Consider the following 26,405-nt stretch of genomic DNA (forward strand, 5'->3'; position numbering starts at 1 on the left):
CATATAAAGAAATCGTTTTGGGGAAACGGTTTCTTTTTTTGTTGAAATGGTTTCCAAATATTCGTTTTTCTCGTATAGTGAAAGAGGAGGCGATTACATGGATAAAATTCGTTATGGAATTATGAGTACTGCCCAAATTGTCCCAAGATTTGTAGCAGGGATTCGAGAAAGCGCGCAAGCTGAAGTGCGCGGGATTGCATCAAGGCGTTTAGAGAATGCTCAAAAAATGGCTAAAGAATTAGCGATTCCGGTGGCTTATGGCAGTTATGAAGAGTTATGTAAGGATGAAACAATTGATATTATTTATATTCCCACCTACAATCAAGGACATTACTCAGCAGCTAAGCTTGCGTTATCACAAGGAAAACCCGTCCTACTGGAAAAACCATTTACATTAAATACTGCTGAAGCAGAAGAACTCTTCGCAATCGCACAGGAGCAAGGGGTTTTTCTAATGGAAGCTCAGAAGTCTGTCTTTTTACCAATTACCCAAAAAGTAAAGGCGACAATTCAAGAAGGGAGATTGGGAGAGATTTTATGGGTTCAGTCAGTTACTGCCTATCCCAATGTGGACCATATTCCCTGGTTTTACTCGAGAGAAGCGGGTGGTGGAGCGCTTCATGGCTCAGGAAGTTATCCATTACAATACTTACAATACGTATTAGGGAAAGAGATTCAAGAGGTTACGGGAACCGCAACATATCAGCAAGGGGCGACGGATAGTCAATGTAATTTAGCTTTGAAATTTGCTGAAGGGACGCTGGGCAATATTTTTATTAATGTTGGTTTAAAGATACCTAGTGAAATGACCATCTGTGGGACAAAAGGGCAAATCGTTATTCCTAATTTCTGGAAAACAGATTGTGCTTATTATACAGATGCTCAAGGCAACACTGTCAAATGGTCTGAACAATTCACTAGTGAATTTACCTATGAAATCAATCATGTGAATCAATGTTTACAAGACAAAAAGTTAACTAGCCCCGTAATGACGAAAGAATTAACGATAGCAACCGTTAAAATTGTTGAAAGTTTTTATCAAGAATGGTTCGATAACGAATAATTACCATCACTTGCTATCCAAACTATTCTGTGTTAAAGTGTGTTTTATGCGACGAGTTGACTCAATCAGATAGCTTCGGCTATTCCGTTTTGACGGCTAGTGATTGTCAAACACAACGACACCAGATAGTACGGCTATCAGTTACCGGATTTGTAACGTGTCGGACAGAATACTTTTGTGGAGAAGGTTTCTGTCTATTTATGCAAATAAATAGTGTGGTATCCCTTAACAGTTACTACTGTTAAGGGATTTTTTTTGTATGAAAAGAGAAGTGTTGCACTTTTATAAGTGCAACTTTTTTGTGTTGTGGAACAGATAAAATAACGCTATAGTTTTAAGTGTAAAGGGAAAAGAAAAGAGGTGACAAGGCATGACCGTGTTGTTGTCCAAAAGAGCGATAAATATTTTATTGATGCTTTTGGATTTGGAAGGGAGTATTACCACGCAAGAATTAGCTGAGAACTTTACTGTCAGCGTTCGAACAATTAAGTATGATTTAGAAGATATTCGTGCTTGGTTTGAACAGCACGATGAGACACTTTATTCAAAACGAAATAAGGGAATCTGGCTAGATTTACCTGACTCTAAACGCTTACTGTTAAAAAATGAAATTATCGATGTCGATCGATTTGAAACCTATCCTGATCAAAAAAGACGAGTCAATGTATTGATTTTTCAGCTATTGTCAGTCAAAGGTTACTTAACGGCACAGCAGCTAGCAGATGAATTATTAGTGAGTCGAAACACAATTGTCAGTGATTTGGAACAGGTCGAACGGTTGCTGCAAGCATATGATTTAACCTTAATTCGCCAAGCACGGCAAGGGTTTACAATCAGTGGTGAAGAAAGCAATGTACGATTACTGATGGAATTTATCACTCAAAAAGAACTTACAGAATACGATATTTACCAAATTATGAACTATGTGACAAAGACAAAAGGGGCTGAAAAGATCCCTAAAATTAAATTTGGGTCAGGGACATTGTTTCAAGGTTGTTATCGTAGTGCATTGAAAAAAATGCGAAATTTAATTAATCCACTCGATCAAAATCAATTTGATTATGCCGAAATATTATCTATTACGTTGAGAGTGGCAATTGCCGCAGCACGTATGCAGATGGCACATACAATTGGGACTTACCGAGTGTTATCACAAAAAACACGCTTTGAACAACGGAACGAAGTACCACTTTTACTTTTACAAGAGGTGTTTGAACGTTATGACTTGCCTTTATTAGCGGATGAATATTTTTATATTTATAGTGATTTATTCGGAACTCATCAACGGCAAGATATGGTTCAATTAACAAAGCAAGTGATTGAAAGCGTTTCAAAAGAGCTGAATTATCCTTTTGTAAATGATCGCCAATTATTTACGAACTTGTTTGCACACCTGTCCTTACGTTTTACAAAGAAACATTTATTTATTAATGAATACAATCCGTTTTCTGAAGAAATCAAAGGAAAACACCCAGCGTTATTTTTAGCTATTCAAAGTGCCTGTAAACAATTAATTCAACGTTCTGTTTTGTTAGTCAACGATTCTTTCTGCGCATATATTGCGTTGCATTTTTTGGCAGCTCAGGAACGACAACAGCAGGAAGCTAAAGTTGTTAGGATTGTGTATGTTTGCTCGACGGGCTTAGGTGTGACCAGTTTAATTGAACAAAAAATTTTAGAGGAAGTACCAAACGTTGAACTCGCGGGGTTTGCTTCTGTTTTAAATGCAACTGAAGTGATTCAAGCAGAAAAGCCCGATTTGGTATTGAGTATTTTCCCAATTGAAGAAATGACATACCCATTTATTAAAGTTAGTCCATTGTTGACGGACACAGACTTAAGTTTAATTCGGGAAGAGGTCGATAAAATTTTATTAGGGAAACGTCAAGGGAAGGGTACCGCTCGCTCCACGAAATCTGATGTAATTGAAAAAAATGAACGGATACAAAGCCAAGATTTATTAGTAAAAGCGTATATTATTTATGAAGAGTTAAAACGAATGTTTCAAACAAAGTTACTGAGCGAATATCAAGAAGCCTTTTTACTTCACGTTTTATTAATGACACATCGGATTACGTTTAATAAACAATACGAAGAGATTCCTTGTAATAGAGAAGTATCTCATGAACGGCAAGAAGAAATTCGGCAAATTGAATGTTTATTTGCTAAAAATGAGTTACCTGTCAATCATGCTGAAATTTCAGCATTACTTAATTATTTAGAACAACCAAAGGAGGAAGAGGATGGAACTAGCAATGGAAGCACAGGAGATCATTCGACAAAGTGCTGAACCAGAAAAGCTACAATCGATTATCAAACAAACCAGTGCGCGATTAGCAGAAGCACAAATTGAACCAACGGAATTACAGTGGACGATTTTGATTAACCATCTCAATGAGATGCTGAATCGTTCAAGAGAAGGAACGACATTAGCTGGTGTTGATCGGACGTTATTTACGGAACTAACACCAGAAACGTTGAAAATTGCACAAGAAACAACAGAAGCAATTGGTCAGTTATCAGAAGATGAGTGGTATGTTTTAGCTGTTCATTTTGAAGTTGCTAAACAAAACAATTAATAGGAGGAAAAGTTATGATTACAGTAGTTATCGCAGATCGTTTAGGAAAAGGACAAAATGTTGCAAAAGGAGTGGAGCAAGCCGGTGGTCGCGCGGTTGTTGTTCCAGGAATGGGCGCTGATATGCGTTTAGGAGATGTGATGCAACAAGAAAAGGCAGATTTAGGCATTTCTTTCTGTGGCAGTGGTGGTGCAGGAGCGTTAACGGCTGCTACTAAATACGGGTATCCCGAAAGACATGGCATGCGATCAATCGAAGAAGGGGTAACAGCAATTAACGATGGGAAAACTGTTCTTGGATTTGGTTTTATGGATCAGGAAGAACTTGGTAAACGAGTAACTGAAGCATTTATTAAGAAACACGGAGCATAGAAAGTAGTAACTTAGAAAGGAGCGGTAATTATGGATGCCACAAAACGGTCAACACAAACCGTGATTGTTTCTGGAAAAGGTAATAAGAAGAATGAAGCTTTTGCAAGTGCATTGAATGATGTTTCAAAAAAAGTATTAAAAGAAACAACAGAGGTCCTCATCCGGATTGAACCGAAAGAAGTAACTATTCGTCAGGCAAAAGAACAAGTTTATACAGAAAAATTTCTGTTCTTCTTCTTTCCTAGAAAGAGAGTGATTTATCATGTCGAACTAGCTGTAGAAGTGGAAATCCAAGCCATTGCAGTCGAAGAAGTTGATTTTTTAACGGAAACAATTAAAGAACCGAACGCAGTAGTAGTTCCGTTTCTTTCAAAAAGAGGCGTATAAAGGGAGGAAGAAGGAATGGAATTTGTAATCATTTTGCTGAAGTCATTGCTTATTGGTGGTTTACTAGGTTTTGCAGCTGGCGCAGGCGCTGCTCGGATGTTTCATGCACCACAAACGCAAGGGTTAGGGGCATTTAGAACATTAGGAGAAATGAACGCGGCACAAGGAGATCCAGCATCACACTTTTCTTTTGGTTTAGGTTTTTTCTTTAATGCTTGGGCTTCGGCCGTGGGAGCAGGGGCCTTTACACAAGATGTGACCCACCGGATTGTGCCTAACTGGGCTGCAGCAATTTTATTGGTAAAGGATAAAGATGTCACTAAAACGATGCATAATCCCAAAAAAATGGGGATTGTCGGGGCCTTTGTAGGAATGGCGACTGTGGCTTTCTTAAATAGTACAGCTGCAGCAATTCCAGAATCGCTACAAGTAACAGCAGTTGCGGTGTTGGTACCTGCAGCAACGATTTTAATCAATACTGTGATGCCCGTTTTATTCTGGCTAGCGGCTTTAGATGCAGGAAAACGGACGGGTTTCTGGGGAACGTTATTTGGCGGATTATCTCAATTAGTCATGGGCAATGCTGTCCCAGGAGTTGTATTAGGGATCTTAATCGGTAAAGGTGTCGATGATTTAGGGTGGACCCGAATGACACGTGGCATGCTTGGTGCCATTATCTTATTATTTATTTTAAGTGGCTTCTTCCGAGGGTTCGACTTAGAAATGATCGAAAGTTTCCGCTTGTCTATTCCTCAATGGTTAAATAATTTACACAATGTCTTCACCGTTAAATAGAAAAAAGGAGGTCTCATAGATGGAACAGCAAGAAAAAAATGAATGGGCACAACAAGAACAAGAAATTCAAGAAGGTTTAAAAGGCAAAAGTTTTTGGTATGCTGATTGGGGCTTTCCCATTTTAGTCGGGATTATGTCAGCGGCAATTTTTGCAGGAACACATATGTATGTAGTTTATGGTGTGGGCGCCTTTAATGAAGTTTCAATTGTTGCGATGCTAAAAGCTGGTTTAGATGGTGGTTCTTATGGTGCTGCCGCAGCATTTGGTGCAAGTTTCCTATTTGCACGAATTTTAGAAGGTTCTTTAGTCGGGATTTTAGATTTAGGTGGCTCAATTTTAACGGGGATTGGGATTGGCGTACCTGCAATTTTCCTCAGCATGGGTATTAAAGCACCTGTAGAAAACTTTGGCTTAGCCCTTTTAACAGGTGCGATACTAGGGTTAGCAGTTGGCGGCGTAATTGTGTTGATTCGGAAATTTACTATCAATCAAGGAAATTCCACTTTTGGTGCGGATGTGATGATGGGTGCTGGTAATGCCTCAGGACGTTTCTTAGGCCCGTTAATTATTTTGAGTGCGGCGGGTGCTTCGATTCCTATTGGGATTGGTGCCACATTAGGAGCTTTAGGTTTTTACATTTGGAAAAAACCAATTGCTGGGGGCGCAATTTTAGGCGCAATGATTTTTGGTGCAATATTCCCGGTTTCTTTATAATAAGAAAAAGCCTTTTATTTTGCACTTTCTCTGTCATGAATAAGAATAAGCGTTTACATTATAATGTTACTATGTTATTATAAATGCGAAATAATTATTATTTTTATTAGTTGAACGGAGGAATTAACAAATGAATGGTTTTGTACAGTGGATGGAAGTTAAGTTAATGCCGATTGCGAATAAATTTGGTTCGCAACGCCATATGACGGCGATTAGAAAAGGATTAATTGCAACGATGCCTTTAACAATTGTGGGCTCATTCTTTACAATTTTTCAAAATATTCCAATTGAGGCATACACAAAATTGATTGAACCTTATCAAGCAATTTTAGATATTCCTTCCCGCTATACGATGGGGTTACTTGCACTTTATGCAACATTTGGGATTGCTTCATCATTGGCCAAAAGTTATAAGCTTGACTCTTTGACGTGTGGAATTTTAGCATTAATGGCCTTTTTAGTAACAGCGGCACCACCAACACGTGTCTTTGAAGATGTTGACAACGTCATTACAGCAGGGCGCTATATTAATTTAGCAAATTTAGGTTCAGCTTCTTTATTTGGTGCGATTGTAACAGCGCTGTTATCTGTTGAAATTTATCGCTTCTTTATTGAAAAAGATATTATGATTAAGATGCCAGATGGCGTACCGCCTGAAGTGTCAAATTCATTTATTGCGTTAATTCCAGGAGCAGTTATTCTTTTATTATTCTGGGTTATTCGCCACGTAATTGGTTTTGATTTGAATGGTTTCTTGAGTACGTTATTAATGCCACTTAAAGGTATCCTTGCTGGTAACAGTTTATTTGGCGGCTTACTAACAGTCTTCTTAATCTGTTTCTTCTGGGTTTTAGGGATTCATGGTCCAGCGATTATGGGCCCAGTTATTCGTCCTTTCTGGGATATGTCGATTGCAGAAAACCTTGAAGCTTTTACCAATGGTGCAAACGTTCATCAGTTACCTAATATTTTTACAGAACAGTTTTTACAATGGTTTATCTGGATTGGTGGCGCTGGAACTACGCTTTCTTTAGTTGTTTTAATGATGTTTTCTAAATCAACGTATCTGAAAAGTCTTGGCCGTTTATCGTTCTTACCAGGCTTGTTTAATATTAATGAACCAGTTATTTTCGGAACGCCGATCGTAATGAATCCTATTTTAGGTATTCCGTTTATCGTGGCACCGTTAATTACCACAACGTTATCTTATTTCTTAACAGTCGCTAATATAATTCCGATGATGGCTGCACGCTTAGCGTTTGCAATTCCAGCACCAATTGCTGCTTGGATGAGTACCAATTGGAGTTTCTCGGCCGCAGTATTAGTGATTGTTAACTTCTTAATTACAATGGCTATCTACTATCCATTTTTCAAAGTTTATGAAAAACAACAATTGGATAAAGAAGCAGAAGAATTAGCAGCTGAACAAGCAGCAAAAAATTAAAAAATGTTAGGGCGGGTGTTCTGATATGAATATCCTGCCCCTTCTAAGTCAGAGAAGAAAGTCAGGAGCGTATAAGATGATTATTTGGTTCATTTTCTTTTTTATCGTTAGTCAAATTATTATAGAAAAAGGGCAGTTGCCTACTGTTGTTTATCAATTTGGTTTGGTAAAGACGTTGGTTTTTACGGCAGTTTGTATTACTCTTTCCATGATAATTGGCGGATTTCTAAATCAACCAGTATTGCTCGTTGGCTCTACAACAATCCTGTGTAGCTCGGTGATTGCTTGGAAATTTCGAAATAAATTTGAAAATAGCGGAGTGTGAGAACGAAGATGAAAAGAGCATTAGGTGTATCAGTTTATCCAGATCATAGTGATATCAATCAAGATAAAGCGTATTTAAAAAAAGCCAGCGAATGTGGGTTTACTCGCATTTTTATGAGTATGTTAGAAGTGACCGATGGCAAAGAAGCGGTTCAGAAAAAATTTAAAGAATTAATTAGTTATGCGAAAAATTTAGGATTTGAAACAATTTTAGATGTCGTTCCAAGTATCTTTGATGAATTGGAAATTTCATATGATGATTTGACTTTTTTCAGCGAATTAGGAGCTGATGGGATTCGGTTGGATACAGGTTTTGATGGAAATAAAGAAGCCATGTTGACGTTTAATCCATTCGGCGTGGCTATTGAGTTAAATATGAGTAATGATGTCGCTTATCTTGATAACATTTTGACGTATGAAGCGAATCGACCTTTCTTATATGGTTGTCATAACTTTTATCCACAAGCGGGAACTGCATTGCCGTATGATTTCTTTGAAAAATGTAGCATCCGTTTTAAAAAGGAAGGTATTCGGACAGCTGCTTTTATTTCATCACAGGTAGGTGAAATTGGTCCTTGGGATGTGAATGATGGGCTACCTACCTTAGAAATGCATAGACAGTTGCCAGTCACTGTTCAAGCTAAACATTTATTTGCAACAAATTTAATTGATGATGTTGTTATTGGAAATGCTTATGCTTCCAACGAAGAATTAGAAGCATTGGGTCAGTTGAATCGTTATCAAACAGAATTGACCATTGTTTTTGAAGAAGCGACTTCTGAAATTGAAAAAGAAATCGTAACAAAAAATCAACATTTTCGCCGTGGAGATATCACTCAGCAGATGATTCGTTCCACAGAAGTGCGTAAAAAATATAAAAATGAAGCTAATCCCCCACATGATAATCAAGCAATGCTACAACCTGGAGATGTTGTTGTGGGAAATGATGCATTTGGAAAATACAAAAATGAATTACAAGTCGTTTTAGAACCACATCAAGACTCACGCAAAAATCGAGTAGGGCGTATTATAGAAGAAGAACTTGTATTATTAGAATTCATTAAGTCTTGGACAAAATTTAGATTTATAGAAAAGTAGGGAAGAATATGGACTACGATTTACTTATAAAAAATGGACAGACAGTAGATGGTATGCCTGTTGAAATTGCAATTAAAGAGAAAAAAATAGCTGCTGTTGCAGCAACTATTTCAGGTTCTGCAAAGGAAACTATCCACTTAGAACCAGGTACTTATGTATCCGCAGGCTGGATAGATGATCACGTTCATTGTTTTGAAAAAATGGCTCTTTATTATGATTATCCAGATGAAATTGGGGTCAAAAAGGGTGTTACGACAGTGATTGATGCTGGGACAACAGGTGCTGAAAACATTCATGAATTTTATGACTTAGCGCAGCAAGCAAAAACAAATGTTTTTGGATTAGTCAATATTTCTAAATGGGGCATCGTTGCTCAGGACGAACTCGCAGATTTAAGTAAAGTACAAGCGAGTTTAGTCAAAAAAGCGATTCAAGAATTACCAGATTTTGTTGTAGGGATTAAAGCCCGTATGAGTAGGACCGTTATTGGCGATAACGGCATTACGCCTTTAGAATTGGCCAAACAGATTCAGCAAGAGAACCAAGAAATTCCCTTAATGGTTCACATTGGATCAGCACCGCCTCATTTAGATGAAATTTTAACCTTGATGGAAAAAGGGGATGTCCTAACCCATTGTTTTAATGGGAAAGAAAATGGTATCTTAGACCAAGCAACGGATAGAATAAAAGATTTCGCTTGGCAAGCGTACAACAAAGGGGTCGTATTTGATATCGGGCATGGTACGGATAGTTTCAATTTTCACGTAGCTGAAACAGCGTTGCGCGAGGGAATGAAAGCTGCATCAATTAGCACAGATATCTACATCCGTAACCGAGAAAATGGTCCTGTTTATGATTTAGCCACAACGATGGAAAAACTCCGTGTGGTCGGCTATGATTGGCCAGAAATTATTGAAAAGGTAACCAAGGCTCCTGCTGAGAATTTCCATTTAGCTCAAAAAGGCACGTTGGAAATAGGTAAAGATGCTGATTTAACGATTTTCACGATTCAAGCAGAAGAAAAAACATTGACTGATTCTAATGGATTGACACGAGTAGCCAAAGAGCAAATTCGCCCAATCAAAACAATTATTGGAGGACAAATCTATGACAATTAGTTACGAAAAATTCCACTTAAAAGAAGTCATTAATGCTTCTGGCAAAATGACCATTCTAGGTGTCTCCAAAGTTTCGGAGGCAGTCCTCGCGGCTCAACGATTCGGCGGCGAACATTTCTTTGAAATGAGTGAACTTAGTGTGCAAACAGGGGCCTTTTTAGCCGACTTGTTGAAGGTAGAAGATGCCCAAATCGTTTCCTCGGCTTCGGCGGGGATTGCCCAATCGGTGGCTGCCTTGATTGGAAAAGGCAGCTTGTACCACGCGTATCATCCCTATACAGAAAAGATCGCACAGCGAGAGATTGTTTTACCTAAAGGGCACAACGTGGACTACGGCACGCCTGTAGAAGTTATGATAGCGCAAGGCGGCGGCCAAGTGGTGGAAGCTGGCTACGCCAACATGTGCAGTCCAGAACACGTGGAAATGATGATTTCTGAAAAAACAGCGGCCATTCTATACATCAAAAGCCACCATACCGTGCAAAAAAGTATGCTGACGGTGGCCGAAGCGGCCAAAGTGGCGCAACGCCACAAGGTGCCGCTAATTGTTGACGCGGCAGCAGAAGAAGATCTTTTCAAATACACCGAAGCAGGCGCTGATTTGGTGATTTACAGCGGCGCCAAAGCCATTGAAGGGCCAAGTGCCGGTTTAGTGGTCGGGAAAAAAGAATACATTGACTGGGTGCGCCTACAAGGCAAAGGCATTGGTCGAGCAATGAAAATTGGCAAAGACAATATCCTAGGTTTTACGCAAGCAGTGGAAGAATACTTGGCGCACGGCAGTGAATCAGGGGCTTCGATGCAAGAGCGCTTAAAACCGTTTGTTGAAGCCATCAACAACTTGTCAGATTTAACCGCTAAAATTGTCCAAGATGGCGCTGGTCGAGACATTTATCGCGCCAGTGTCAAAGTGGACGGCAGAAAAACTGCCAAGGAAGTCATCCAAGCATTAAAAGCAGAAAGTCCAGCTATTTATACGCGAGAATATCAAGCCAACAATGGCATCATTGAATTTGACATTCGTTCTGTCAATCAAGAAGAAATGAACAAAATCGTGCAACGATTACAAGAAATTATGGACACAAAGGAGAAATAAGCCATGTCATTAAAACCTAATTATTTAGAAGAACGCATTTGTTTAAACGTCTTAGCCAATTCAGTAGAAAATGCCCAAGCCTGTTATGAAGCAGCAGAAGGGCATGTTGTGTTAGGCGTCCTTTCAAAAAACTATGAAACCGATGAAGCAGCTATTGACGACATGAAAAAATACCAAGCAGCAACCAACAACGCTTTATCTGTCGGCTTAGGAGCTGGTGATCCAAATCAAAGTCAAATGGTGGCTCGCTTATCAGAAGTTCTACAACCGCAACACGTGAACCAAGTCTTCACAGGTGTCGGCGCTTCGCGGGCCTTACTTCGTCAAGACGAAACAGTGATAAATGGCTTGGTTTCACCCACAGGCAAAGTTGGCTATGTCAACATTGCGACAGGTCCGTTAAGCTCTGGTGCGCCAGCGGCGGAAGTGCCTATCGAAACTGCCATCAAATTGTTGAAAGACATGGGAGGCAGTTCCATTAAATATTTCCCGATGAAAGGCTTGGCTCACAAAGAAGAATACCAAGCAGTAGCAGCAGCTTGTGCCAAGTATGACTTTTATTTAGAGCCAACAGGGGGCATTGATTTAGAAAACTTTGAAGAAATTGTTCAAATTGCGGTGGATGCCGGCGTTAAAAAAATCATTCCTCATGTCTACAGCTCAATTATCGATCAAGAAACAGGGGACACTAGAACAGAAGACGTGAAAACGTTACTAACCATGATGAAAAACACATTGAATAAGTAGGTGGCAAAGATGAAAATTGCTGCGTTTGGTGAAGTCATGCTTCGTTTCACTCCGCCAGAGTATCTAATGTTAGAACAAACAGAGCAGTTAAGAATGAACTTTGTAGGGACTGGCGTAAATCTCTTAGCAAATTTGGCTCATTTTCAACTAGAAACAGCATTGATTACGAAATTACCTGCCAATCGTCTTGGTGAAGCTGGCAAAGCAGCGCTAAGGAAGTTAGGAATTTCAGATCAATGGGTAGGAGAAAAGGGCGATCATATTGGTAGTTTTTTTGCAGAAATGGGTTATGGAATCCGCCCCACACAAGTAACTTATCAAAATCGCCATCAGAGTGCTTTTGGCATCAGCGAGGCGAAGGACTACGATTTTGAGGCCTTTTTAGCGGAAGTAGATATGGTGCATATTTGTGGTATTTCGTTAAGTTTAACTGAAAAAACTCGTGATGCTGCTTTGATACTTGCTCAAAAGGCGCATGCCTATCAAAAGAAAGTTTGTTTTGACTTTAATTATCGACCTAGTTTGAATACAGCAAATAGCGCACTCTTTATGCGTCAACAGTACGAACGCATTTTACCTTATTGTGATATTGTTTTTGGCAGTCGACGTGATTTGGTCGAGCTATTGGGTTTCATTCCGCGAGAAGATTTAGAAGGTGAGGCACAAGAAACTGAACTGATTCAGCGTTTCATGTCTCAATACAATTTGGAATGGTTTGCTGGGACAACGAGAAGTCATTCCCAAAATCAAAACTACTTAAGTGGGTATTTATATACCCAAAATGAGTACCAACAGAGTGAAAAAAGACCGCTTCTTAATCTTGATCGAATTGGTGCTGGTGATGCTTATGCGGCGGGGATTTTATATGGCTATAGCCAAAATTGGTCGTTAGAAAAGGCAGTTACCTTTGCCACAGTCAATGGGGTCCTTGCACATACGATTCAAGGAGATATTCCTTTGACAACGGTCAAACAAGTGAATCACGTTCTTGAGCATCCGAATATTGATTTAATTCGTTAAAGAAGAAAACCAGAAGAAAAGTCGTGTGTGGCTTTTCTTCTGGTCTTTTTTTCATTATAATTAAAAGAAACAGATTGCAAAGGAGGCAGCAGGATGAGTGTTGCACATCTTTTAACAGTTTTAGAAAATGATGAATTTATTGAACGGATTCAAAAACGACCAGAAGCGTTCATTGGAACGACTGGCTTAGTCGGCTTAGAGAATTTACTTGTTCAGACAATTAACGGTTTATTAGAGTTTTTCATTGAAAAGAATCAAGGGAAAATTGCTATACAGTTATCGCGTCAACAAATCTCTTTTCAGGTATCTTCCACACGACCGCTTGTTTTTGAACAAAAGCAAGTCGATTTAGAACCACCTTTTCTGTATTTATCTGTTTTACAAGCCTTCTCAAAACAAGTAGGAATCAGTATCGATCAAGAAAAACAGCGGACTATTTTTATTTATCATCAAGGGCAATTGAAAAAACGATTATTATTACCTATTGAAGAAACCCAGGAACGAATTGAAGTCTTGTTTTGGCCAGATACGCAAATTTTTGGTACAGAATCACTTTCTTATATGCGTGTTTTACAACAATGTCAACAGATTGCCATGTTGAATCCAGGCTTAAAGATTCTCTTAACACAAGAAGAGGAACAAAAAAATCTTTGTTATTACCCTAAAGGTTTAAGTAATTATTTATTTGAAAAAGATAACCCATTAACTAGAAAAGCTGCACCGATTATTCAAGCAAAGCAAACAGAATTGGCCCTTGTTCAATTTATTTTGAGTAAAAATCATGCACCGCAAGTGCAAAAAACATTTGTTAATGGGCATTATCCCAGTCTTGGTGGAACCCACTATGAGGGTTTTCTTGATGGCGTAGTGGCCGCCTTTAATCAATTTTTAGAGGAACAACATTACTCATTATCTGTGACAGCAGATAGTTTTTTAGCAGAATTTGATTTTGTTTTAGCCATTACGATACCAAAGCCCCGCTACACGGATGCAACGAAAACCATTTTAAGAAATACAGAGTTATATGAAGTGGTTAAAGAAGTCGTTTTTGACGAATTACAACACTACTTTCAACGTCATCCCAAATGGTTAGAGCAAGGAAGAAGCGAGGGAAATGAATGAAAATTTTTGTCGATGGCGATGGTTCACCTGTGAAAGAGACGGTTATTGAAGTCGCTGTAGAGAAAGCTTTGGATGTGGTGATTGTTACTAGTGTAGATCATTATTCCTTAAAAGATTATCCAGAAAATGTCTCTTTTGTGTATGTTGATAAAGGAGCGGATGCTGCTGATTTTAAAATTGTGCAGTTAATAAAAAAAGGGGATCTTTTAATTACACAAGATTATGGCTTAGCTTCCTTGGTTTTGCCAAAGGGAGTGTCAGTTTTACATCAACTGGGTTATCAATATACGAAAGAAAATATTGATGGCTTGTTAGAACAACGCTATTTTAGTGGCCAAATTCGGCGAAAAGGTGGCCGAACGAAAGGACCTAAACCTTTTACAGACCAAGATAGAACAACGTTTAAACAAGCCCTTATTGAGCTGGTGGAACGGAGTCTTTAGCAAGGAAAAGGCAAGCAAAGAATTTTGCCTTCACTAAATTTGCTTCTATTATGAAACTGGGTTTTATGCTAAAATAAGTAAGGATAATTTGAAAAATAATTTTTTCTAAAAGACAGGAAAGAAACTAGGAGGACAAGCATTTGAAGATTATTTTGTTGTATGGCGGCAGAAGTGAAGAGCACGATGTGTCTGTTTTGTCTGCATATTCCGTTTTAAATGCAATCTATTATAAATATTATCAAGTACAGTTAGTCTTTATTAGTAAAGATGGTCAATGGGTAAAAGGCCCTCTCTTATCTGAACGACCACAAAATAAAGAAGTTTTACATTTAACTTGGGCACAAACACCTGAAGAAACAGGCGAATTTTCAGGAAAACGAATCAGTCCTTCGGAAATTTATGAAGAAGAAGCGATTGTTTTCCCTGTTTTACATGGGCCAAATGGTGAAGATGGAACAATTCAAGGATTCATGGAAACCATTAATATGCCTTATGTAGGCGCAGGTGTCTTAGCTAGTGCTAACGCAATGGACAAAATCATGACGAAATATCTTTTACAAACTGTTGGCATTCCACAAGTACCATTCGTGCCAGTTTTAAGAAGTGATTGGAAAGGAAATCCAAAAGAAGTCTTTGAGAAATGTGAAGGTTCTTTAATTTATCCGGTCTTTGTTAAACCTGCCAATATGGGTTCTAGTGTCGGAATTAGCAAAGCGGAAAATCGTGAAGAATTGCAAGAAGCATTGGAAGAAGCTTTCCGTTATGATGCCCGAGCAATTGTTGAACAAGGGATTGAAGCACGTGAAATTGAAGTAGCCATTTTAGGAAATGAAGATGTCCGTACGACTTTACCTGGTGAAGTGGTGAAAGATGTCGCTTTCTATGATTATGATGCAAAATACATCAATAACACGATTGAAATGCAAATCCCAGCGCATGTTCCAGAAGAAGTAGCTCATCAAGCGCAAGAATACGCTAAAAAAGCGTATATTATGTTAGATGGAAGTGGCTTAAGTCGCTGTGATTTCTTCTTAACAAGCAAAAACGAATTATTCCTGAATGAATTGAACACCATGCCTGGTTTTACTGACTTTAGTATGTATCCTTTACTGTGGGAAAATATGGGCTTGAAATACAGTGATTTAATTGAGGAACTGATTCAGTTAGCTTTGAATCGTTTTAAACAACGCCAAGAATTTTATAATAACTAAGAAGAAAAAATCACACAAGACTGGGACATGACAAGACTTTGGCATGTCCCAGTCCCTGTGTCAGAGGAGCAAAACATAATGAAATTAACCTTCTGGGAAGTAGCGCAAGCGGTTGAAGCCAGTAATGATTGGCAACAATGGCCTGATTTTCCTTTAACAGGCATTGAATTTGATAGTCGTAAAATTGTGAAAGGAAATCTCTTTGTTCCTTTACAAGGTGAAAATGATGGTCATCGTTTTATTGAGAGTGCCATGGCTAATGGCTGTCAGGCCGCTTTTTGGGGACAGGATTTAGTCGATGCGCCGCAACAATTGCCTGTTTTGCATGTTACTGATCCACTGGTTGCTATGCAAAAATTAGCTACCTATTATTTAAATAAAATGCAACCGAATGTCATCGCTGTGACTGGCAGTAATGGAAAAACCACCACTAAAGATTTAATTGCTGCTGTGTTATCTGAAAAGTTTGTGACTTACAAAACGCAAGGCAATTACAATAATCAAATTGGCTTACCCTATACTATTTTACACATGCCTGATGAAACAGAAAAACTGATTTTAGAAATGGGCATGGATCACGCTCAGGAAATTTCTTTCCTTTCCAATCTGGCTCAGCCAGAAGTTGCTGCCATCACAATGATTGGCGAAGCCCATGTGGAAAATTTAGGCTCACGAGCAGGCATTGCACAAGCAAAAATGGAAATCGTAGATGGTTTAGCCAAAGACGGTAGTTTATTTGTGCCAAGCGATGAACCTTTGCTAGAACCATTGGTGGAAAAAGTCACGCAACAAGTGATTACTTTTGGTTTTAGCCAGGAAAGTCAACTTCAAGGAATCGTCACAAATGAAGCCAAAGAGCAAACCTCATTCAAAATCAGTGATACACAAATGACGTTTACGATTCCAGTGCCAGGAACCTATAATGTCACCAATGCATTAATCGCAATTGGCATTGGTCGGTATTTCCAATTAACGGATAGTGAGATTCAAAAAGGGTTGGCTACAGCGGAACTAACAAAGAATCGGACAGAATGGCTGAAAGCAGCGAATGGTGCCGAAATTTTAAGTGATGTGTACAATGCCAATCCGACAGCTATGGGTCTTGTTCTGGACAGTTTTAGCAAAATGTCCAAAGTAGGAAAACGAATTGCTGTTTTAGGAGACATGCTGGAATTAGGTCCTGATTCTGCTGCCATGCATCAAGCAATGGCGCAGCATTTAGCCCCAGATGCGATTGAAGAAGTCTTTTTATATGGTTCTGAAATGGCTTATTTAGCTGATAAATTGCAAGAAACCTATGCACCAGCTAACATTCATTCTTTTAAAAAAGAAGAAAAAAATGAGTTGATTGAAGCTGTCAAAAAAGTCTTACAGCCAGAAGATATGGTGGTTTTAAAGGGAAGTAACGGGATGGGACTTCGTGAAGTCATCGATGCACTTTTGGAAAAGTAAATAAGTTTCATAAAACTTGCTGAAAATAGGATTCTATGATAGAATGACCTATTGCCGGAAGATGACGAGAAAAATTGAATCGTAGTAAATAAAATAGATCTATTTCTATGTTTAATAATAAATGTGAAGCTGAACGACCACGTTTGGCTTTTCTAATGCCATAAGGTGAATTTTTCGGTGAAATCAGGAAAGAAGAAATAGTTGGCACACTATAATGGATTTCTTTTTAACAACTGAAAGTGAAGACACCTGAAACTAGGAAGAAATCGTTCTTTCCGAAACAAAATCTAGGAGGATATCATTTGAAATTTAAAGAACTTGGTTTAGCGCCAGAATTATTATCAGCGGTAGAACGCGCAGGCTTCGAGGAAGCAACCCCTATTCAATCAGAAACAATTCCGTTAGCGTTAGCAGGAAAAGACGTAATCGGACAAGCACAAACAGGAACAGGGAAAACCGCTGCTTTTGGCTTACCAATGCTTAACAAAATTGACGCAGACAACCGCGTTATTCAAGGATTAGTCATTGCACCAACCCGTGAGTTGGCTATCCAAACACAAGAAGAGTTATTCCGTTTAGGCCGCGATAAAAAGATTCGCGTCCAAGCCGTTTACGGTGGGGCTGATATCGGTCGCCAAATCCGTGGACTAAAAGATCGTCCACATATCGTTGTAGGTACACCAGGACGTTTACTAGATCATATTAATCGTCGTACCTTGAAATTAGAAACTGTTGAAACATTAGTTTTAGACGAAGCAGATGAAATGTTAAACATGGGCTTCTTGGAAGACATTGAAAAAATCATCTCACAAGTGCCAGAACAACGTCAAACACTTCTATTTTCAGCAACTATGCCGCCAGCAATCAAGAATATTGGCGTGAAATTCATGAAACAACCAGAACATGTGAAGATTAAAGCCAAAGAAATGACGGCTGATTTAATTGATCAATATTATGTACGTTCAAAAGACTTTGAAAAATTTGACATTATGACACGTTTACTAGACGTGCAAACCCCAGAATTGACCATTGTCTTTGGTCGGACAAAACGCCGTGTTGATGAACTTGCCCGCGGGTTAGAAGCGCGTGGTTACAAAGCAGAAGGCATCCATGGCGACCTATCACAACAAAAACGGATGAGCGTTTTACGTTCATTCAAAAATGGTAACTTAGATATCTTAGTGGCAACAGATGTAGCAGCACGTGGGTTAGATATTTCAGGTGTCACCCATGTCTATAACTACGATATTCCACAAGATCCAGAAAGTTATGTTCACCGTATTGGTCGGACAGGTCGTGCTGGTAAAGGCGGTATGTCTGTGACGTTTGTAACACCAAACGAAATGGGTTACTTACATGTCATCGAAAACCTAACGAAAAAACGGATGACACCATTACGTCCACCAACCGAGAAGGAAGCATTTAAAGGACAATTAAGTGCAGCTGTTGAAACCATCGAAAGTGATCTAGAAGAAAATGGTTTAGACAAATATCTAGAATCTGCTGAAGCGTTATTAGAAAAATATTCAGCGACAGACTTAGCTGCGTTATTATTAAAAACAGTAGCGAAAGATCCAGCAGATGCGGTTCCTGTAAAAATTACCCCAGAACGACCATTGCCTTCAAATAAAAAAGGCTTTAACAAAAATGGCCGTGGTGGTGGCGGTGGGAACAACCGTAATCGCAACCGTGGTGGCAATGGTAAAGGTGGCAGCTATCGTGGCAACAAAAACCATAAAGATGGCGACCGTAATTACAAAAATAGCGACCGCAAAAATAAAGATCAACGTGGCGGCAAACGTCATAACGATAAAAAACGTGGTTTCGTCATTCGCGAAAACGCCAAATAATCAAAAGAGCGAGTATTCCGTCTATGAATGGAATACTCGCTCTTTTTTGGTAGATAATCGTTAAATAGAAAAACTCAAAAAAAGTAAAAAAGGCATCAAAATGATATAAAAAAAGAAAAACGCCAAAATTATCCAAGTTTTCAACGGGGAAGTTAGATTGAAGAGTTTCAGTTTTTGTTGTAGCAAATGAATGGTTACGATCCAAACCAGTTGCAAGAGAAAAAATAGGCTGGGATTTTTAAAGAAGATTGGAAATATGTAGAGCAACAAAGTAAAAATAAACAGGGCGCAACGAAGTAACTTTTTTTGCCGAGAAGTTAAAGTCATACGTTTTTCTCCTTTTTCTTTTTATTCTCCCATAAGTAGCCAAAATTTTCTATAAAATATCAGAACATCCACTTAGTTTCCTGCTTTTTTTCCGATACTTCTTAGTTGTTTTCTTACTTTTATAAAAATTCAGAAAAATTTTATAAAAATGTAAATAGGAAGAAAACGTATGGTACTTCAATTTGTGTGAGGATCTTGTAAAACATTCTTTATTTTTTTAGCGAATCAGTGGAAAAATTTTGAAATTTTGTTAAAATGAAAGGTAATTCGGAGTAACTATATTAAATAGGAAGTAAGGCGGAAAATGATAAAGGGAATTGGTATTGACGCAGTAGAATTAAGTCGGATAAAACCGATTGTTGAAAAACAAGGATCATTTATTCAACGGGTTTTAACACCTAACGAATTGACCCTTTTTGAAAAGTTATCTACAAAACGTCAAATAGAATTTTTAGCTGGTCGTTTTGCTTGTAAAGAAGCGTTCTCTAAAGCATGGGGCACAGGGATTGGTAAAGTTGGTTTACAAGATATTGAGGTGCTGACTGAAAAAACAGGTGCACCATACGTAGCAAACTCGCCCCATAATGGTAAAGTGTTTGTCTCGATTACGCACACAGATACTATGGCGATTGCACAAATTGTTTTAGAAAGCGAATAATAGAAGCAACGAAGAAAGAAGGATGTACAATGGTCGTTGGATGGCATCGTCCTACACGGTTACATATCGATACGCAAGCAATTACTGAAAATGTCCAAAAGGAATGTCAACGTTTGCCAGAAGGGACCGCTTTATTTGCGGTTGTAAAAGCGAACGGCTATGGGCATGGCGCCGTAGAATCCGCTAAAGCGGCGAAAAAAGGTGGCGCGACAGGTTTTTGTGTCGCCTTATTGGATGAAGCAATTGAATTGAGAGAAGCAGGTGTTCAGGACCCCATTTTAATTTTGAGTGTGGTAGACTTAGCTTATGTGCCTTTGTTGATTCAATATGATTTGTCTGTAACGGTAGCTACACAAGAATGGTTAGAAGCTGCTCTTCAACAACTAACGCCTGAGAGTAACACGCCATTACGTGTTCACTTAAAAGTCGATACTGGCATGGGACGGATTGGTTTTTTAACCCCGGAAGAGACCAAGCAAGCAGTGCGGTTTGTTCAATCCCACAAAGAATTTTTATGGGAAGGGATTTTTACTCATTTTTCAACAGCTGATGAAATCGATACAAGCTATTTTGAAAAACAAGCAGGGCGTTTTAAGGCTGTTCTAGCAGTTTTAGAAGAGTTACCTCGGTATGTCCATGTTAGCAATAGTGCGACAGCGTTATGGCATCCTGATGTGCCAGGAAACATGATTCGCTATGGGGTAGCCATGTATGGATTGAACCCTTCAGGTAATAAGCTGGCCCCAAGCTATGCGTTAAAGCCGGCCTTACGGTTGACCAGTGAACTCATCCATGTAAAACGCTTAGCGGCTGGTGAAGGGATTGGCTATGGCGAAACCTACGTAACTGAAGCTGAAGAATGGATTGGGACAGTGCCAATCGGCTATGCAGATGGCTGGTTGCGTCATCTCCAAGGATTTACAGTGCTCGTGAATGGTAAGCGTTGCGAAATCGTCGGACGAGTGTGTATGGATCAATGTATGATTCGTTTAGCAGAAGAAGTTCCTGTCGGCTCAGTCGTTACATTAGTTGGAAAAGATGGCAATGAAGAAAATACGTTACAAATGGTAGCCGAAAAATTAGAAACCATTCATTATGAAGTTGCATGTACTTTCTCACAAAGAATCCCCAGAGAATATAACTAGATAGGAGGTTCCACTATGGTCAAACGCGGAGATATTTATTTTGCAGACCTTTCCCCAGTAGTGGGCTCGGAACAAGGTGGCGTCAGACCTGTCCTTGTTGTCCAAAATAACTTAGGTAATCATTTTAGCCCAACGATTATCGTTGCGGCGATCACAGCCAAAATGGCAAAGCCAAAATTGCCAACACATATCGGGATTAATTCTGATGAAACAGGCATTGAAAAAGATTCAGTGATTCTTTTAGAGCAGATTCGAACAATCGATAAGGGTCGCTTGAAAGAAAAAGTTTGTCATTTGAGACTTGATATTATGGAAGAAGTTGATCGTGCCTTAGGCATCAGTGTTGGACTTAGTAGCGATTCAGCCCCAGCAAAAGCAAATTCAGCTACATAAAGAACGATAGCTACTATGAAATCAACAAAGACTAATTGGATTTTTTTAAAAGCGACTGATCTAGTTCGGTTCGCTAAACATAGTTTGAGTAAAAGCGAGAGAGATGGCCAAGTGGCATCTCTCTTTTTTTGTTTTATATTTTAAAAATTAAAATATAAATATAAAATATAAAATTTTATCATTGTATTTTAAATAAAGTTGTTGGCAAGGCTCAAACGGAATGTTACAATCAATACTATATAGAGTTTTTAAAGAGCGTAACAGGTGATTTTACAAGTTTTGATTGTCGAGCGATGACATAAAGGAGATTATATTTGTATGATGATTGTTGTACTTTTAATGAGTAGTTGCTTATTTTTATTTGTAAGCTATCAATTGTATTTGCGATTACTTGTCGAAAAACTGGATTCAGAGGACCGGACATTAAAGAGGAAAATAAATTTCTATAAGTATCAGAAAAATAGTCGTTTAATGATTTATTTATTGTTTAGTGTTTGTCTACTTAGCGTATTATTGTTAGGAATTGTTTATACATATTATCAATTAAATCAACGAAATATCCGCATTGAACAACGGATCGAGCGTTTGGCACAAGGCCAAGCTACTCAAGGTGACAAAATAAAAAAACAAGCGATTAAAAAAACAGCCTTAAATCAGTTTCCCTGGAAGCAAGCTGTTTCGGCAGAATCGGCCGCTGTCTTGACTAATTATGAATTACAATTAGCGCGTGAATGGCGTCCTTACCTCGGAGAGACGAGTATCACAATGATTAGAAGTGAAAAAACACAAACCTTGACGCTGTCTGTTTTTTCAGTTGGCTTAAGTTACCATGAATTTCAAACAGGCCAAGACAATATTGTAGCACTTATTGCAGCGTTGAATTCAGTTAAAGAAATTACCATGATTGATTTTAATTTTACTTATCGAGATCAAGAGCAAACCCTTGTCAAATCCATTGATACGTATGCTCGTGAGACGCTTGAAACAAATTTGGAGCCTGTCGTGATTAGTTAAAAGGACGAGAGAAAGGACATATAGATGACAAAAAGACGTTTAATCAAAAAAATTAAAGATATTTCGGATGATACGCTTGAAAAAGAAGTCTTTTTTCAGCCAGGATTCGAACCAGAAAAAATAATTAGCGGAATCAAACCGGAACAACAGGAAAAAGAAATGGCGACGTTAAGAGAAAGGCTCGCCTACTATCAGAAAAAAGAAACAGCCTTTAAAAAACTTCAAGAAGAAAATGAGCAATTAAAGAACCAACAAGAAACGGAAAAACAAGCGTTAGAAGAAAAAAATCAGGCATTACTTGAAATACTAAATCAAAAAGAACATGAAATTTTTGAATTGGAAGAGCAACTGGAAACAAACAGTGAAACCACGACAGAGGCTACCACTCTTCAAACAAATCTGCAAAATGCAGAAAAACAATTAACCACTGTACATAATCAAATGGAACGTTTAGAAAGTGAATTAACGCAGCAAGTGGCAGAATTAGAAAAAGAATCGGCTGAACAGCAACAACATATCCAGACATTACACAACCATTTAGCAGAAGAAAAAGGAAAGTTGGAGAAAAAAGGAGATATTACAGGAATGGAAAAGCAAGTAGAAACGTTAACGACAGAATTAGAAGAAAGCACAACGACTCAACAAGCATTGCAGGAACAAATTGAAAAACTAACTGTACAATTACAAAAAGTAGAAGCCGAAAAACAAGCCTTACAAGAGGCTGTCCAACAAGAAGTGATTGTGAAACAGCGCATGGAGGAGTTAAAGAATGAGCTTCAAAATAGTTTACAGCAAAAAAATGAAGCAGAAGTAAAACTAGGTCGACTACAAGGTGTCAATGACAAACATCTTGCTGAAAAGCAAGTTTACGAAGGAGAATTAGCTGCTCTAAGAAAAGAAGTAGAGGCCAAAGAAGACAATTTAGAACGAGTTCAAAAAGAATTGAAGACACTACAAGCCGTTTCAAAAAATATTGAACCGAGTAGTGAGCAGTTAACAGAACTGCTACGCGCAAAACAGCAAATTAACGATTTATTAATGAAAAATCAGCAATTACAAGAAGAGGCTTTAAAATCGCAACAAGAAATTGGCGAAGTGATGGTTTCTGCCAAAAAAGAAGCCAATCGGATTGTTAATGAAGCGAAAGTAGAAGCAAAACACCTAATCAATTCCGCAGAATTAGAAATGTTAAATATTGGTAACCGAGCGAAAAGTATTTCGAATGAAGTCGAAGCATCAAAAGTAGAAGTACTTGAGATTTATCGCGAATTAGAGGAACGCTTAACTAAACTGACACGTCTTGAACAAGATAATTATTAATAAAATGGTCAGTAAAAAGTTAATGGGAGCAAGGAAACTACATTGTCTTGGGATCCTTTTTTTAGCTGTTACATTAAGTAGCTCCGCAGAAAGATTACAGGCTGCTGCTGTCTCAAAGGAAGAGCAGTCGCTAAGGCAACCGCTTATCAGGAAAAACATAGTAACAGAGAAGAGCGAATATCTTGTAGAAGCAAATCAAAGTATTTGGGAGCTGGCACAAGATGCGCAGAAACCATTGAATCAGTTTATGAAGGAAAACCAGTTACGTAGTAGTTATATAAAAAAAGGAACGCAATTAGTTAAATAGAAAAAAGGAGCAAGAAAGGAAAAGTTTATTTAAGAAGCTTTTCCTTTTAAGAAAACGATGGAAGAATGGATAAAGCCCGTTATGCGAACAATTCGCCACATTAAGCGCGCCTTCTTGAAGCAAAAGTTGCCTGCGACATATCAGCTAAAAAAGCAAAAGGCTAACACAGCAATGGAATATTTGCTTGAGCAAACAGATAACCATCAATCAATAAGAGGACCGAAAAGAAAAATGACCGCTGAAGAGATTAAAAAAAAGCGGCAAGCCTACCAAAAGAAACAACGCGTCCAAGTCGTTAAATTTTTTATGCCAGCTATTCTTTTCGCCATTTTTGTGTTCTTTTTTGTGTTAAAGACATCTAGCTACCCAATTGCTGGGCAATCCATGAAGCCGACACTTAACGCAGGGGAACGAGTCTTAGTACAACGGACGAAGCAAGTAGCAAGGTACGATGTGATTGCATTTAAAGCACCGCTAGCTAGCAAAGGTACGTACGTCAAGCGAATCATCGGGGTTCCTGGTGATCGAATTTGGGTAAACGAGGGAAAACTTTATCTTTCAGAAGAACCTATAGCAAGCGATAATGAGGCACTGCCTGAGAATGCCAGTCGTTTTGACTTATCAGAAAAAGCGGCAGCCCAACTTCGCCTGTTTCAGAAGATTCCAGCTGGTCATTACTTTGTCTTAGGGGACAATCGTACGCATTCAAGTGATAGTCGTACGTTCGGCTTTGTCGAGATACAAGCGATTGAAGGAATCGTGGTGTTTAAAATGGCGCCGTTTAAGGAAATAGGGAAAGTAAAATAAAAAGCTTAAGTCAGCCATCTGAGAGTAGGGCACTTAAGCTTTTTTTATTAGAGATTATTTGCCCAATAACAATTGAATGATTTTTTCAATTGATTGTAGGTCGTAACGATTACTAATATCCGAAAAAATATAGTAATGGTCATACTGGGCAACGAGCTGTTCATTATTGGTATTCATTAAAAGCAAATCATAATGGTTTTCTGCGTTGTAAGGCTCAATTTTCAGCGGATATTTTCCAGCGATACTCTGTTGTATTTTTTGTGCTACCAACTCGCTATAAGCACTGCTCAGTGAGTGATAAACACCAATCGTTATTTTTTTTTCATTTAATTCAGCAATGTGATTCAAAATAAGTGTATAATTAATTTCAGTAAATTGATTTTGGTACTTAGAAGCAGTGGCTTTTGTGGCAAAGTTCGTTGTAGCGATCTCCACTAATTCGTAAACTTCACTTTCGCTAAAAGGATGACGTACGACTTTCAAAAGTGACTGAATTGTCCAATAATCAAAGGGTAAAATAAATCCTGAAAAATAATAGAGTTGCGCATGTAATTGGAAAAGTAAATTTTCAATATAAAGTAGCCGAATAGGCAGCACGTAATGGGATAAATAACCACGTGCTTTAAGGTACGTTAAAATGACCCGGTTCATTTCGTTAAGATACGTTTTTTCAATTCGTTGTTGTTTTGCTAAACGAAAGGCGAAAGCAGCATTCGCAGAATAATTATGCATGGAACAAAAAAAGTCATAAAACATATAGGCTTCGTTGATTGTATATGGACGGTCGATTCTTTTCATATATGTATGTATAGATAAATTAATTTCTTCAAATAAAGGTCGATCGAGTTGGACATCCTGTGGACTAATCGTTGGCAGGGGTTCTAAAACCATGCGACGAAAAGAAATTTTCATCCAAAGTTTAATTTGGAGAATTTCTGTATGGTCAAAGGTAATTCTGGGGATTTCTTGTAATATCTCGATTAATCCTAGGTATTGATTGGCCAGTTCTTTTTCTAAATCTGTTTTTTCTTCAAAGATAAACCAGAAAAAATTAAAAAAGAAAAAGCGAATTTGTTTTTCTTCGCCGACAAGTTTTCCTCGTTTGATACGTAAATTAAACTCATTGAGTAAGTCATTTAATTCAACAATTTTTCGATAATAGGTAGCAGAGCTAATGGCATAATTCTGTTGGAAATACCCGCCATTTATTTCATTTTTATGGAGGAGTTGCTGGACCATGTGAAACTTAATAGATTTATCTAAGAACAACATGATCATTGCTTTCATGGAAAAGGTAGGCGCTTTATTTAGATATAGAGTGTCACCTAATACAGTTAAGGTGAGGTTTTCTTGAAGTTGCTCTTCTTTCAAAAATTGCTCTAAAAAAGAAAGATACTCATTCAATGTTGGTAAACTAATATTGAAAAAATCTACTAATTCATTTCGTGTCGCTTGACCTTTATTATTATATAGGAACAATAAAATATCATTCATATAATCATAAGGCTTTTCTAAAAAATCTCGTTTTAGCATCGTTACTCACCTCTCTTTTAAGAATACTGTATCTATGATAAAATGGCAATAAACAACTGATAAAAA

28 protein-coding genes are annotated in these 26,405 nt (G+C 38.2%); 26 read left to right on the forward strand and 2 right to left on the reverse strand.

Features of this window, described 5'->3' with window-relative positions; genetic code table 11:
* The first annotated feature begins 97 nt into the window (after positions 1 to 97).
* The 19 genes from IGL42_RS02855 to cshA all read left to right on the forward strand — a co-directional run bounded on the left by IGL42_RS02855 (position 98) and on the right by cshA (position 18,835).
* Positions 98 to 1,063 carry a Gfo/Idh/MocA family protein gene (locus tag IGL42_RS02855; protein ID WP_010710773.1) on the forward strand — a complete coding sequence of 322 codons (966 nt, stop codon included), beginning with the start codon at positions 98 to 100 and terminating at the stop codon, positions 1,061 to 1,063.
* 370 nt (positions 1,064 to 1,433) lie between these two features.
* On the forward strand, positions 1,434 to 3,353 hold the full coding sequence (locus IGL42_RS02860) for a BglG family transcription antiterminator (protein ID WP_002388793.1): 1,920 nt from the start codon (positions 1,434 to 1,436) through the stop codon (positions 3,351 to 3,353).
* Complete coding sequence (locus IGL42_RS02865) at positions 3,319 to 3,642, forward strand: PRD domain-containing protein (protein ID WP_002386165.1); 324 nt, start codon at positions 3,319 to 3,321, stop codon at positions 3,640 to 3,642. Before IGL42_RS02860 ends, IGL42_RS02865 begins: the two co-directional genes overlap by 35 nt.
* A 14-nt stretch (positions 3,643 to 3,656) precedes the next feature.
* On the forward strand, positions 3,657 to 4,013 hold the full coding sequence (locus tag IGL42_RS02870; protein WP_002355707.1) for a glycine-rich SFCGS family protein: 357 nt from the start codon (positions 3,657 to 3,659) through the stop codon (positions 4,011 to 4,013).
* A 30-nt stretch (positions 4,014 to 4,043) separates the two neighbouring features.
* Complete coding sequence (locus tag IGL42_RS02875) at positions 4,044 to 4,400, forward strand: DUF4312 family protein (protein WP_002355708.1); 357 nt, start codon at positions 4,044 to 4,046, stop codon at positions 4,398 to 4,400.
* Between the two features lie 15 nt (positions 4,401 to 4,415).
* Positions 4,416 to 5,195 (forward strand): DUF4311 domain-containing protein, encoded by a 780-nt coding sequence (locus IGL42_RS02880; protein ID WP_002355709.1) that lies wholly within the window; start codon positions 4,416 to 4,418, stop codon positions 5,193 to 5,195.
* Positions 5,196 to 5,214: 19 nt separating this feature from the next.
* A complete protein-coding gene (locus tag IGL42_RS02885; RefSeq protein WP_002355710.1) occupies positions 5,215 to 5,910 on the forward strand; it encodes a DUF4310 family protein in 696 nt (231 codons plus the stop codon).
* A gap of 130 nt (positions 5,911 to 6,040) precedes the next feature.
* Positions 6,041 to 7,354, forward strand: a complete 1,314-nt coding sequence (locus tag IGL42_RS02890) for a PTS sugar transporter subunit IIC (protein WP_002358780.1) — start codon at positions 6,041 to 6,043, stop codon at positions 7,352 to 7,354.
* Between the two features lie 25 nt (positions 7,355 to 7,379).
* On the forward strand, positions 7,380 to 7,679 hold the full coding sequence (locus IGL42_RS02895) for a hypothetical protein (protein WP_002363233.1): 300 nt from the start codon (positions 7,380 to 7,382) through the stop codon (positions 7,677 to 7,679).
* Between the two features lie 8 nt (positions 7,680 to 7,687).
* Positions 7,688 to 8,776, forward strand: coding sequence for a DUF871 domain-containing protein (locus IGL42_RS02900; protein ID WP_010710772.1), 1,089 nt, complete (start codon positions 7,688 to 7,690; stop codon positions 8,774 to 8,776).
* 8 nt (positions 8,777 to 8,784) lie between these two features.
* Complete coding sequence (locus IGL42_RS02905; RefSeq protein WP_002388962.1) at positions 8,785 to 9,894, forward strand: amidohydrolase/deacetylase family metallohydrolase; 1,110 nt, start codon at positions 8,785 to 8,787, stop codon at positions 9,892 to 9,894.
* Positions 9,884 to 10,990: a DgaE family pyridoxal phosphate-dependent ammonia lyase gene (locus IGL42_RS02910; protein WP_010710771.1), complete on the forward strand. Its 1,107-nt coding sequence runs from the start codon at positions 9,884 to 9,886 to the stop codon at positions 10,988 to 10,990. Before IGL42_RS02905 ends, IGL42_RS02910 begins: the two co-directional genes overlap by 11 nt.
* Positions 10,991 to 10,993: 3 nt before the next feature.
* Positions 10,994 to 11,737 (forward strand): 2-dehydro-3-deoxy-phosphogluconate aldolase, encoded by a 744-nt coding sequence (dagF, locus tag IGL42_RS02915; RefSeq protein WP_002361094.1) that lies wholly within the window; start codon positions 10,994 to 10,996, stop codon positions 11,735 to 11,737.
* Between the two features lie 9 nt (positions 11,738 to 11,746).
* Positions 11,747 to 12,757 carry a sugar kinase gene (locus IGL42_RS02920; RefSeq protein WP_002379155.1) on the forward strand — a complete coding sequence of 337 codons (1,011 nt, stop codon included), beginning with the start codon at positions 11,747 to 11,749 and terminating at the stop codon, positions 12,755 to 12,757.
* Between the two features lie 93 nt (positions 12,758 to 12,850).
* Entirely contained in the window at positions 12,851 to 13,879 is a 1,029-nt protein-coding gene (locus IGL42_RS02925) for a hypothetical protein (RefSeq protein WP_002355719.1), read from the forward strand.
* A complete protein-coding gene (locus IGL42_RS02930) occupies positions 13,876 to 14,322 on the forward strand; it encodes a YaiI/YqxD family protein (RefSeq protein ID WP_002358788.1) in 447 nt (148 codons plus the stop codon). The genes IGL42_RS02925 and IGL42_RS02930 overlap by 4 nt, the downstream gene beginning before the upstream one ends.
* Positions 14,323 to 14,462: 140 nt before the next feature.
* The gene (locus tag IGL42_RS02935) at positions 14,463 to 15,533 is read left to right on the forward strand and encodes a D-alanine--D-alanine ligase (protein WP_002355721.1); all 1,071 of its coding nucleotides are present in this window, start codon (positions 14,463 to 14,465) and stop codon (positions 15,531 to 15,533) included.
* Positions 15,534 to 15,611: 78 nt separating this feature from the next.
* Positions 15,612 to 16,985: a UDP-N-acetylmuramoyl-tripeptide--D-alanyl-D-alanine ligase gene (locus IGL42_RS02940; RefSeq protein ID WP_002355722.1), complete on the forward strand. Its 1,374-nt coding sequence runs from the start codon at positions 15,612 to 15,614 to the stop codon at positions 16,983 to 16,985.
* 302 nt (positions 16,986 to 17,287) lie between these two features.
* Positions 17,288 to 18,835, forward strand: a complete 1,548-nt coding sequence (gene cshA / locus IGL42_RS02945; protein WP_002355724.1) for a degradosome RNA helicase CshA — start codon at positions 17,288 to 17,290, stop codon at positions 18,833 to 18,835.
* Positions 18,836 to 18,895: 60 nt separating this feature from the next.
* Here the strand turns inward: cshA and IGL42_RS02950 are convergent, their stop codons facing one another.
* The gene (locus tag IGL42_RS02950; RefSeq protein ID WP_025189488.1) at positions 18,896 to 19,162 is read right to left on the reverse strand and encodes a hypothetical protein; all 267 of its coding nucleotides are present in this window, start codon (positions 19,160 to 19,162) and stop codon (positions 18,896 to 18,898) included.
* 304 nt (positions 19,163 to 19,466) lie between these two features.
* Here IGL42_RS02950 and acpS point away from each other — a divergent pair, with 304 nt between their 5' ends.
* From acpS to lepB, 7 genes are all read left to right on the forward strand, one after another.
* Entirely contained in the window at positions 19,467 to 19,820 is a 354-nt protein-coding gene (gene acpS, locus IGL42_RS02955) for a holo-ACP synthase (protein WP_002355727.1), read from the forward strand.
* Between the two features lie 29 nt (positions 19,821 to 19,849).
* Positions 19,850 to 20,965: an alanine racemase gene (gene alr / locus IGL42_RS02960; protein ID WP_002355728.1), complete on the forward strand. Its 1,116-nt coding sequence runs from the start codon at positions 19,850 to 19,852 to the stop codon at positions 20,963 to 20,965.
* Positions 20,966 to 20,980: 15 nt separating this feature from the next.
* A complete protein-coding gene (locus tag IGL42_RS02965; RefSeq protein ID WP_002355729.1) occupies positions 20,981 to 21,358 on the forward strand; it encodes a type II toxin-antitoxin system PemK/MazF family toxin in 378 nt (125 codons plus the stop codon).
* A gap of 318 nt (positions 21,359 to 21,676) precedes the next feature.
* Positions 21,677 to 22,372 (forward strand): hypothetical protein, encoded by a 696-nt coding sequence (locus IGL42_RS02970; RefSeq protein ID WP_002355730.1) that lies wholly within the window; start codon positions 21,677 to 21,679, stop codon positions 22,370 to 22,372.
* 24 nt (positions 22,373 to 22,396) lie between these two features.
* A complete protein-coding gene (locus tag IGL42_RS02975) occupies positions 22,397 to 23,692 on the forward strand; it encodes a hypothetical protein (RefSeq protein WP_010710769.1) in 1,296 nt (431 codons plus the stop codon).
* Positions 23,673 to 23,999, forward strand: a complete 327-nt coding sequence (locus tag IGL42_RS02980; RefSeq protein ID WP_341872957.1) for a hypothetical protein — start codon at positions 23,673 to 23,675, stop codon at positions 23,997 to 23,999. Before IGL42_RS02975 ends, IGL42_RS02980 begins: the two co-directional genes overlap by 20 nt.
* Before the next feature lie 57 nt (positions 24,000 to 24,056).
* Positions 24,057 to 24,806: a signal peptidase I gene (gene lepB, locus IGL42_RS02985; RefSeq protein WP_002397969.1), complete on the forward strand. Its 750-nt coding sequence runs from the start codon at positions 24,057 to 24,059 to the stop codon at positions 24,804 to 24,806.
* A 54-nt stretch (positions 24,807 to 24,860) separates the two neighbouring features.
* On the opposite strand, the gene IGL42_RS02990 is transcribed toward lepB, so the two are convergent.
* Positions 24,861 to 26,339, reverse strand: a complete 1,479-nt coding sequence (locus tag IGL42_RS02990; protein WP_010710768.1) for a helix-turn-helix domain-containing protein — start codon at positions 26,337 to 26,339, stop codon at positions 24,861 to 24,863.
* Between the last annotated feature and the right edge of the window lie 66 nt (positions 26,340 to 26,405).

Source organism: Enterococcus sp. DIV0712, from assembly GCF_050554855.1.
In the GTDB taxonomy this organism is placed as follows: Bacteria; Bacillota; Bacilli; order Lactobacillales; family Enterococcaceae; genus Enterococcus; species Enterococcus faecalis.

What these genes read in the sequence shown, in the direction of transcription:
- IGL42_RS02905 (WP_002388962.1), top strand. Translation starts at nt 8,785, where the DNA reads ATGGACTACGATTTACTTATAAAAAATGGACAGACAGTAGATGGTATG.
- IGL42_RS02965 (WP_002355729.1), top strand. Translation starts at nt 20,981, where the DNA reads ATGGTCAAACGCGGAGATATTTATTTTGCAGACCTTTCCCCAGTAGTG.
- IGL42_RS02900 (WP_010710772.1), top strand. Translation starts at nt 7,688, where the DNA reads ATGAAAAGAGCATTAGGTGTATCAGTTTATCCAGATCATAGTGATATC.
- IGL42_RS02925 (WP_002355719.1), top strand. Translation starts at nt 12,851, where the DNA reads ATGAGTGTTGCACATCTTTTAACAGTTTTAGAAAATGATGAATTTATT.
- dagF (WP_002361094.1), top strand. Translation starts at nt 10,994, where the DNA reads ATGTCATTAAAACCTAATTATTTAGAAGAACGCATTTGTTTAAACGTC.
- IGL42_RS02990 (WP_010710768.1), bottom strand. Translation starts at nt 26,339, where the DNA reads ATGCTAAAACGAGATTTTTTAGAAAAGCCTTATGATTATATGAATGAT.
- IGL42_RS02970 (WP_002355730.1), top strand. Translation starts at nt 21,677, where the DNA reads ATGATGATTGTTGTACTTTTAATGAGTAGTTGCTTATTTTTATTTGTA.
- IGL42_RS02875 (WP_002355708.1), top strand. Translation starts at nt 4,044, where the DNA reads ATGGATGCCACAAAACGGTCAACACAAACCGTGATTGTTTCTGGAAAA.
- IGL42_RS02870 (WP_002355707.1), top strand. Translation starts at nt 3,657, where the DNA reads ATGATTACAGTAGTTATCGCAGATCGTTTAGGAAAAGGACAAAATGTT.
- IGL42_RS02885 (WP_002355710.1), top strand. Translation starts at nt 5,215, where the DNA reads ATGGAACAGCAAGAAAAAAATGAATGGGCACAACAAGAACAAGAAATT.
- IGL42_RS02920 (WP_002379155.1), top strand. Translation starts at nt 11,747, where the DNA reads ATGAAAATTGCTGCGTTTGGTGAAGTCATGCTTCGTTTCACTCCGCCA.
- IGL42_RS02910 (WP_010710771.1), top strand. Translation starts at nt 9,884, where the DNA reads ATGACAATTAGTTACGAAAAATTCCACTTAAAAGAAGTCATTAATGCT.
- IGL42_RS02860 (WP_002388793.1), top strand. Translation starts at nt 1,434, where the DNA reads ATGACCGTGTTGTTGTCCAAAAGAGCGATAAATATTTTATTGATGCTT.
- alr (WP_002355728.1), top strand. Translation starts at nt 19,850, where the DNA reads ATGGTCGTTGGATGGCATCGTCCTACACGGTTACATATCGATACGCAA.
- IGL42_RS02940 (WP_002355722.1), top strand. Translation starts at nt 15,612, where the DNA reads ATGAAATTAACCTTCTGGGAAGTAGCGCAAGCGGTTGAAGCCAGTAAT.
- IGL42_RS02890 (WP_002358780.1), top strand. Translation starts at nt 6,041, where the DNA reads ATGAATGGTTTTGTACAGTGGATGGAAGTTAAGTTAATGCCGATTGCG.
- IGL42_RS02855 (WP_010710773.1), top strand. Translation starts at nt 98, where the DNA reads ATGGATAAAATTCGTTATGGAATTATGAGTACTGCCCAAATTGTCCCA.
- IGL42_RS02975 (WP_010710769.1), top strand. Translation starts at nt 22,397, where the DNA reads ATGACAAAAAGACGTTTAATCAAAAAAATTAAAGATATTTCGGATGAT.
- IGL42_RS02930 (WP_002358788.1), top strand. Translation starts at nt 13,876, where the DNA reads ATGAAAATTTTTGTCGATGGCGATGGTTCACCTGTGAAAGAGACGGTT.
- IGL42_RS02895 (WP_002363233.1), top strand. Translation starts at nt 7,380, where the DNA reads ATGAATATCCTGCCCCTTCTAAGTCAGAGAAGAAAGTCAGGAGCGTAT.
- IGL42_RS02865 (WP_002386165.1), top strand. Translation starts at nt 3,319, where the DNA reads ATGGAAGCACAGGAGATCATTCGACAAAGTGCTGAACCAGAAAAGCTA.
- acpS (WP_002355727.1), top strand. Translation starts at nt 19,467, where the DNA reads ATGATAAAGGGAATTGGTATTGACGCAGTAGAATTAAGTCGGATAAAA.
- lepB (WP_002397969.1), top strand. Translation starts at nt 24,057, where the DNA reads ATGGAAGAATGGATAAAGCCCGTTATGCGAACAATTCGCCACATTAAG.
- IGL42_RS02880 (WP_002355709.1), top strand. Translation starts at nt 4,416, where the DNA reads ATGGAATTTGTAATCATTTTGCTGAAGTCATTGCTTATTGGTGGTTTA.
- IGL42_RS02950 (WP_025189488.1), bottom strand. Translation starts at nt 19,162, where the DNA reads ATGACTTTAACTTCTCGGCAAAAAAAGTTACTTCGTTGCGCCCTGTTT.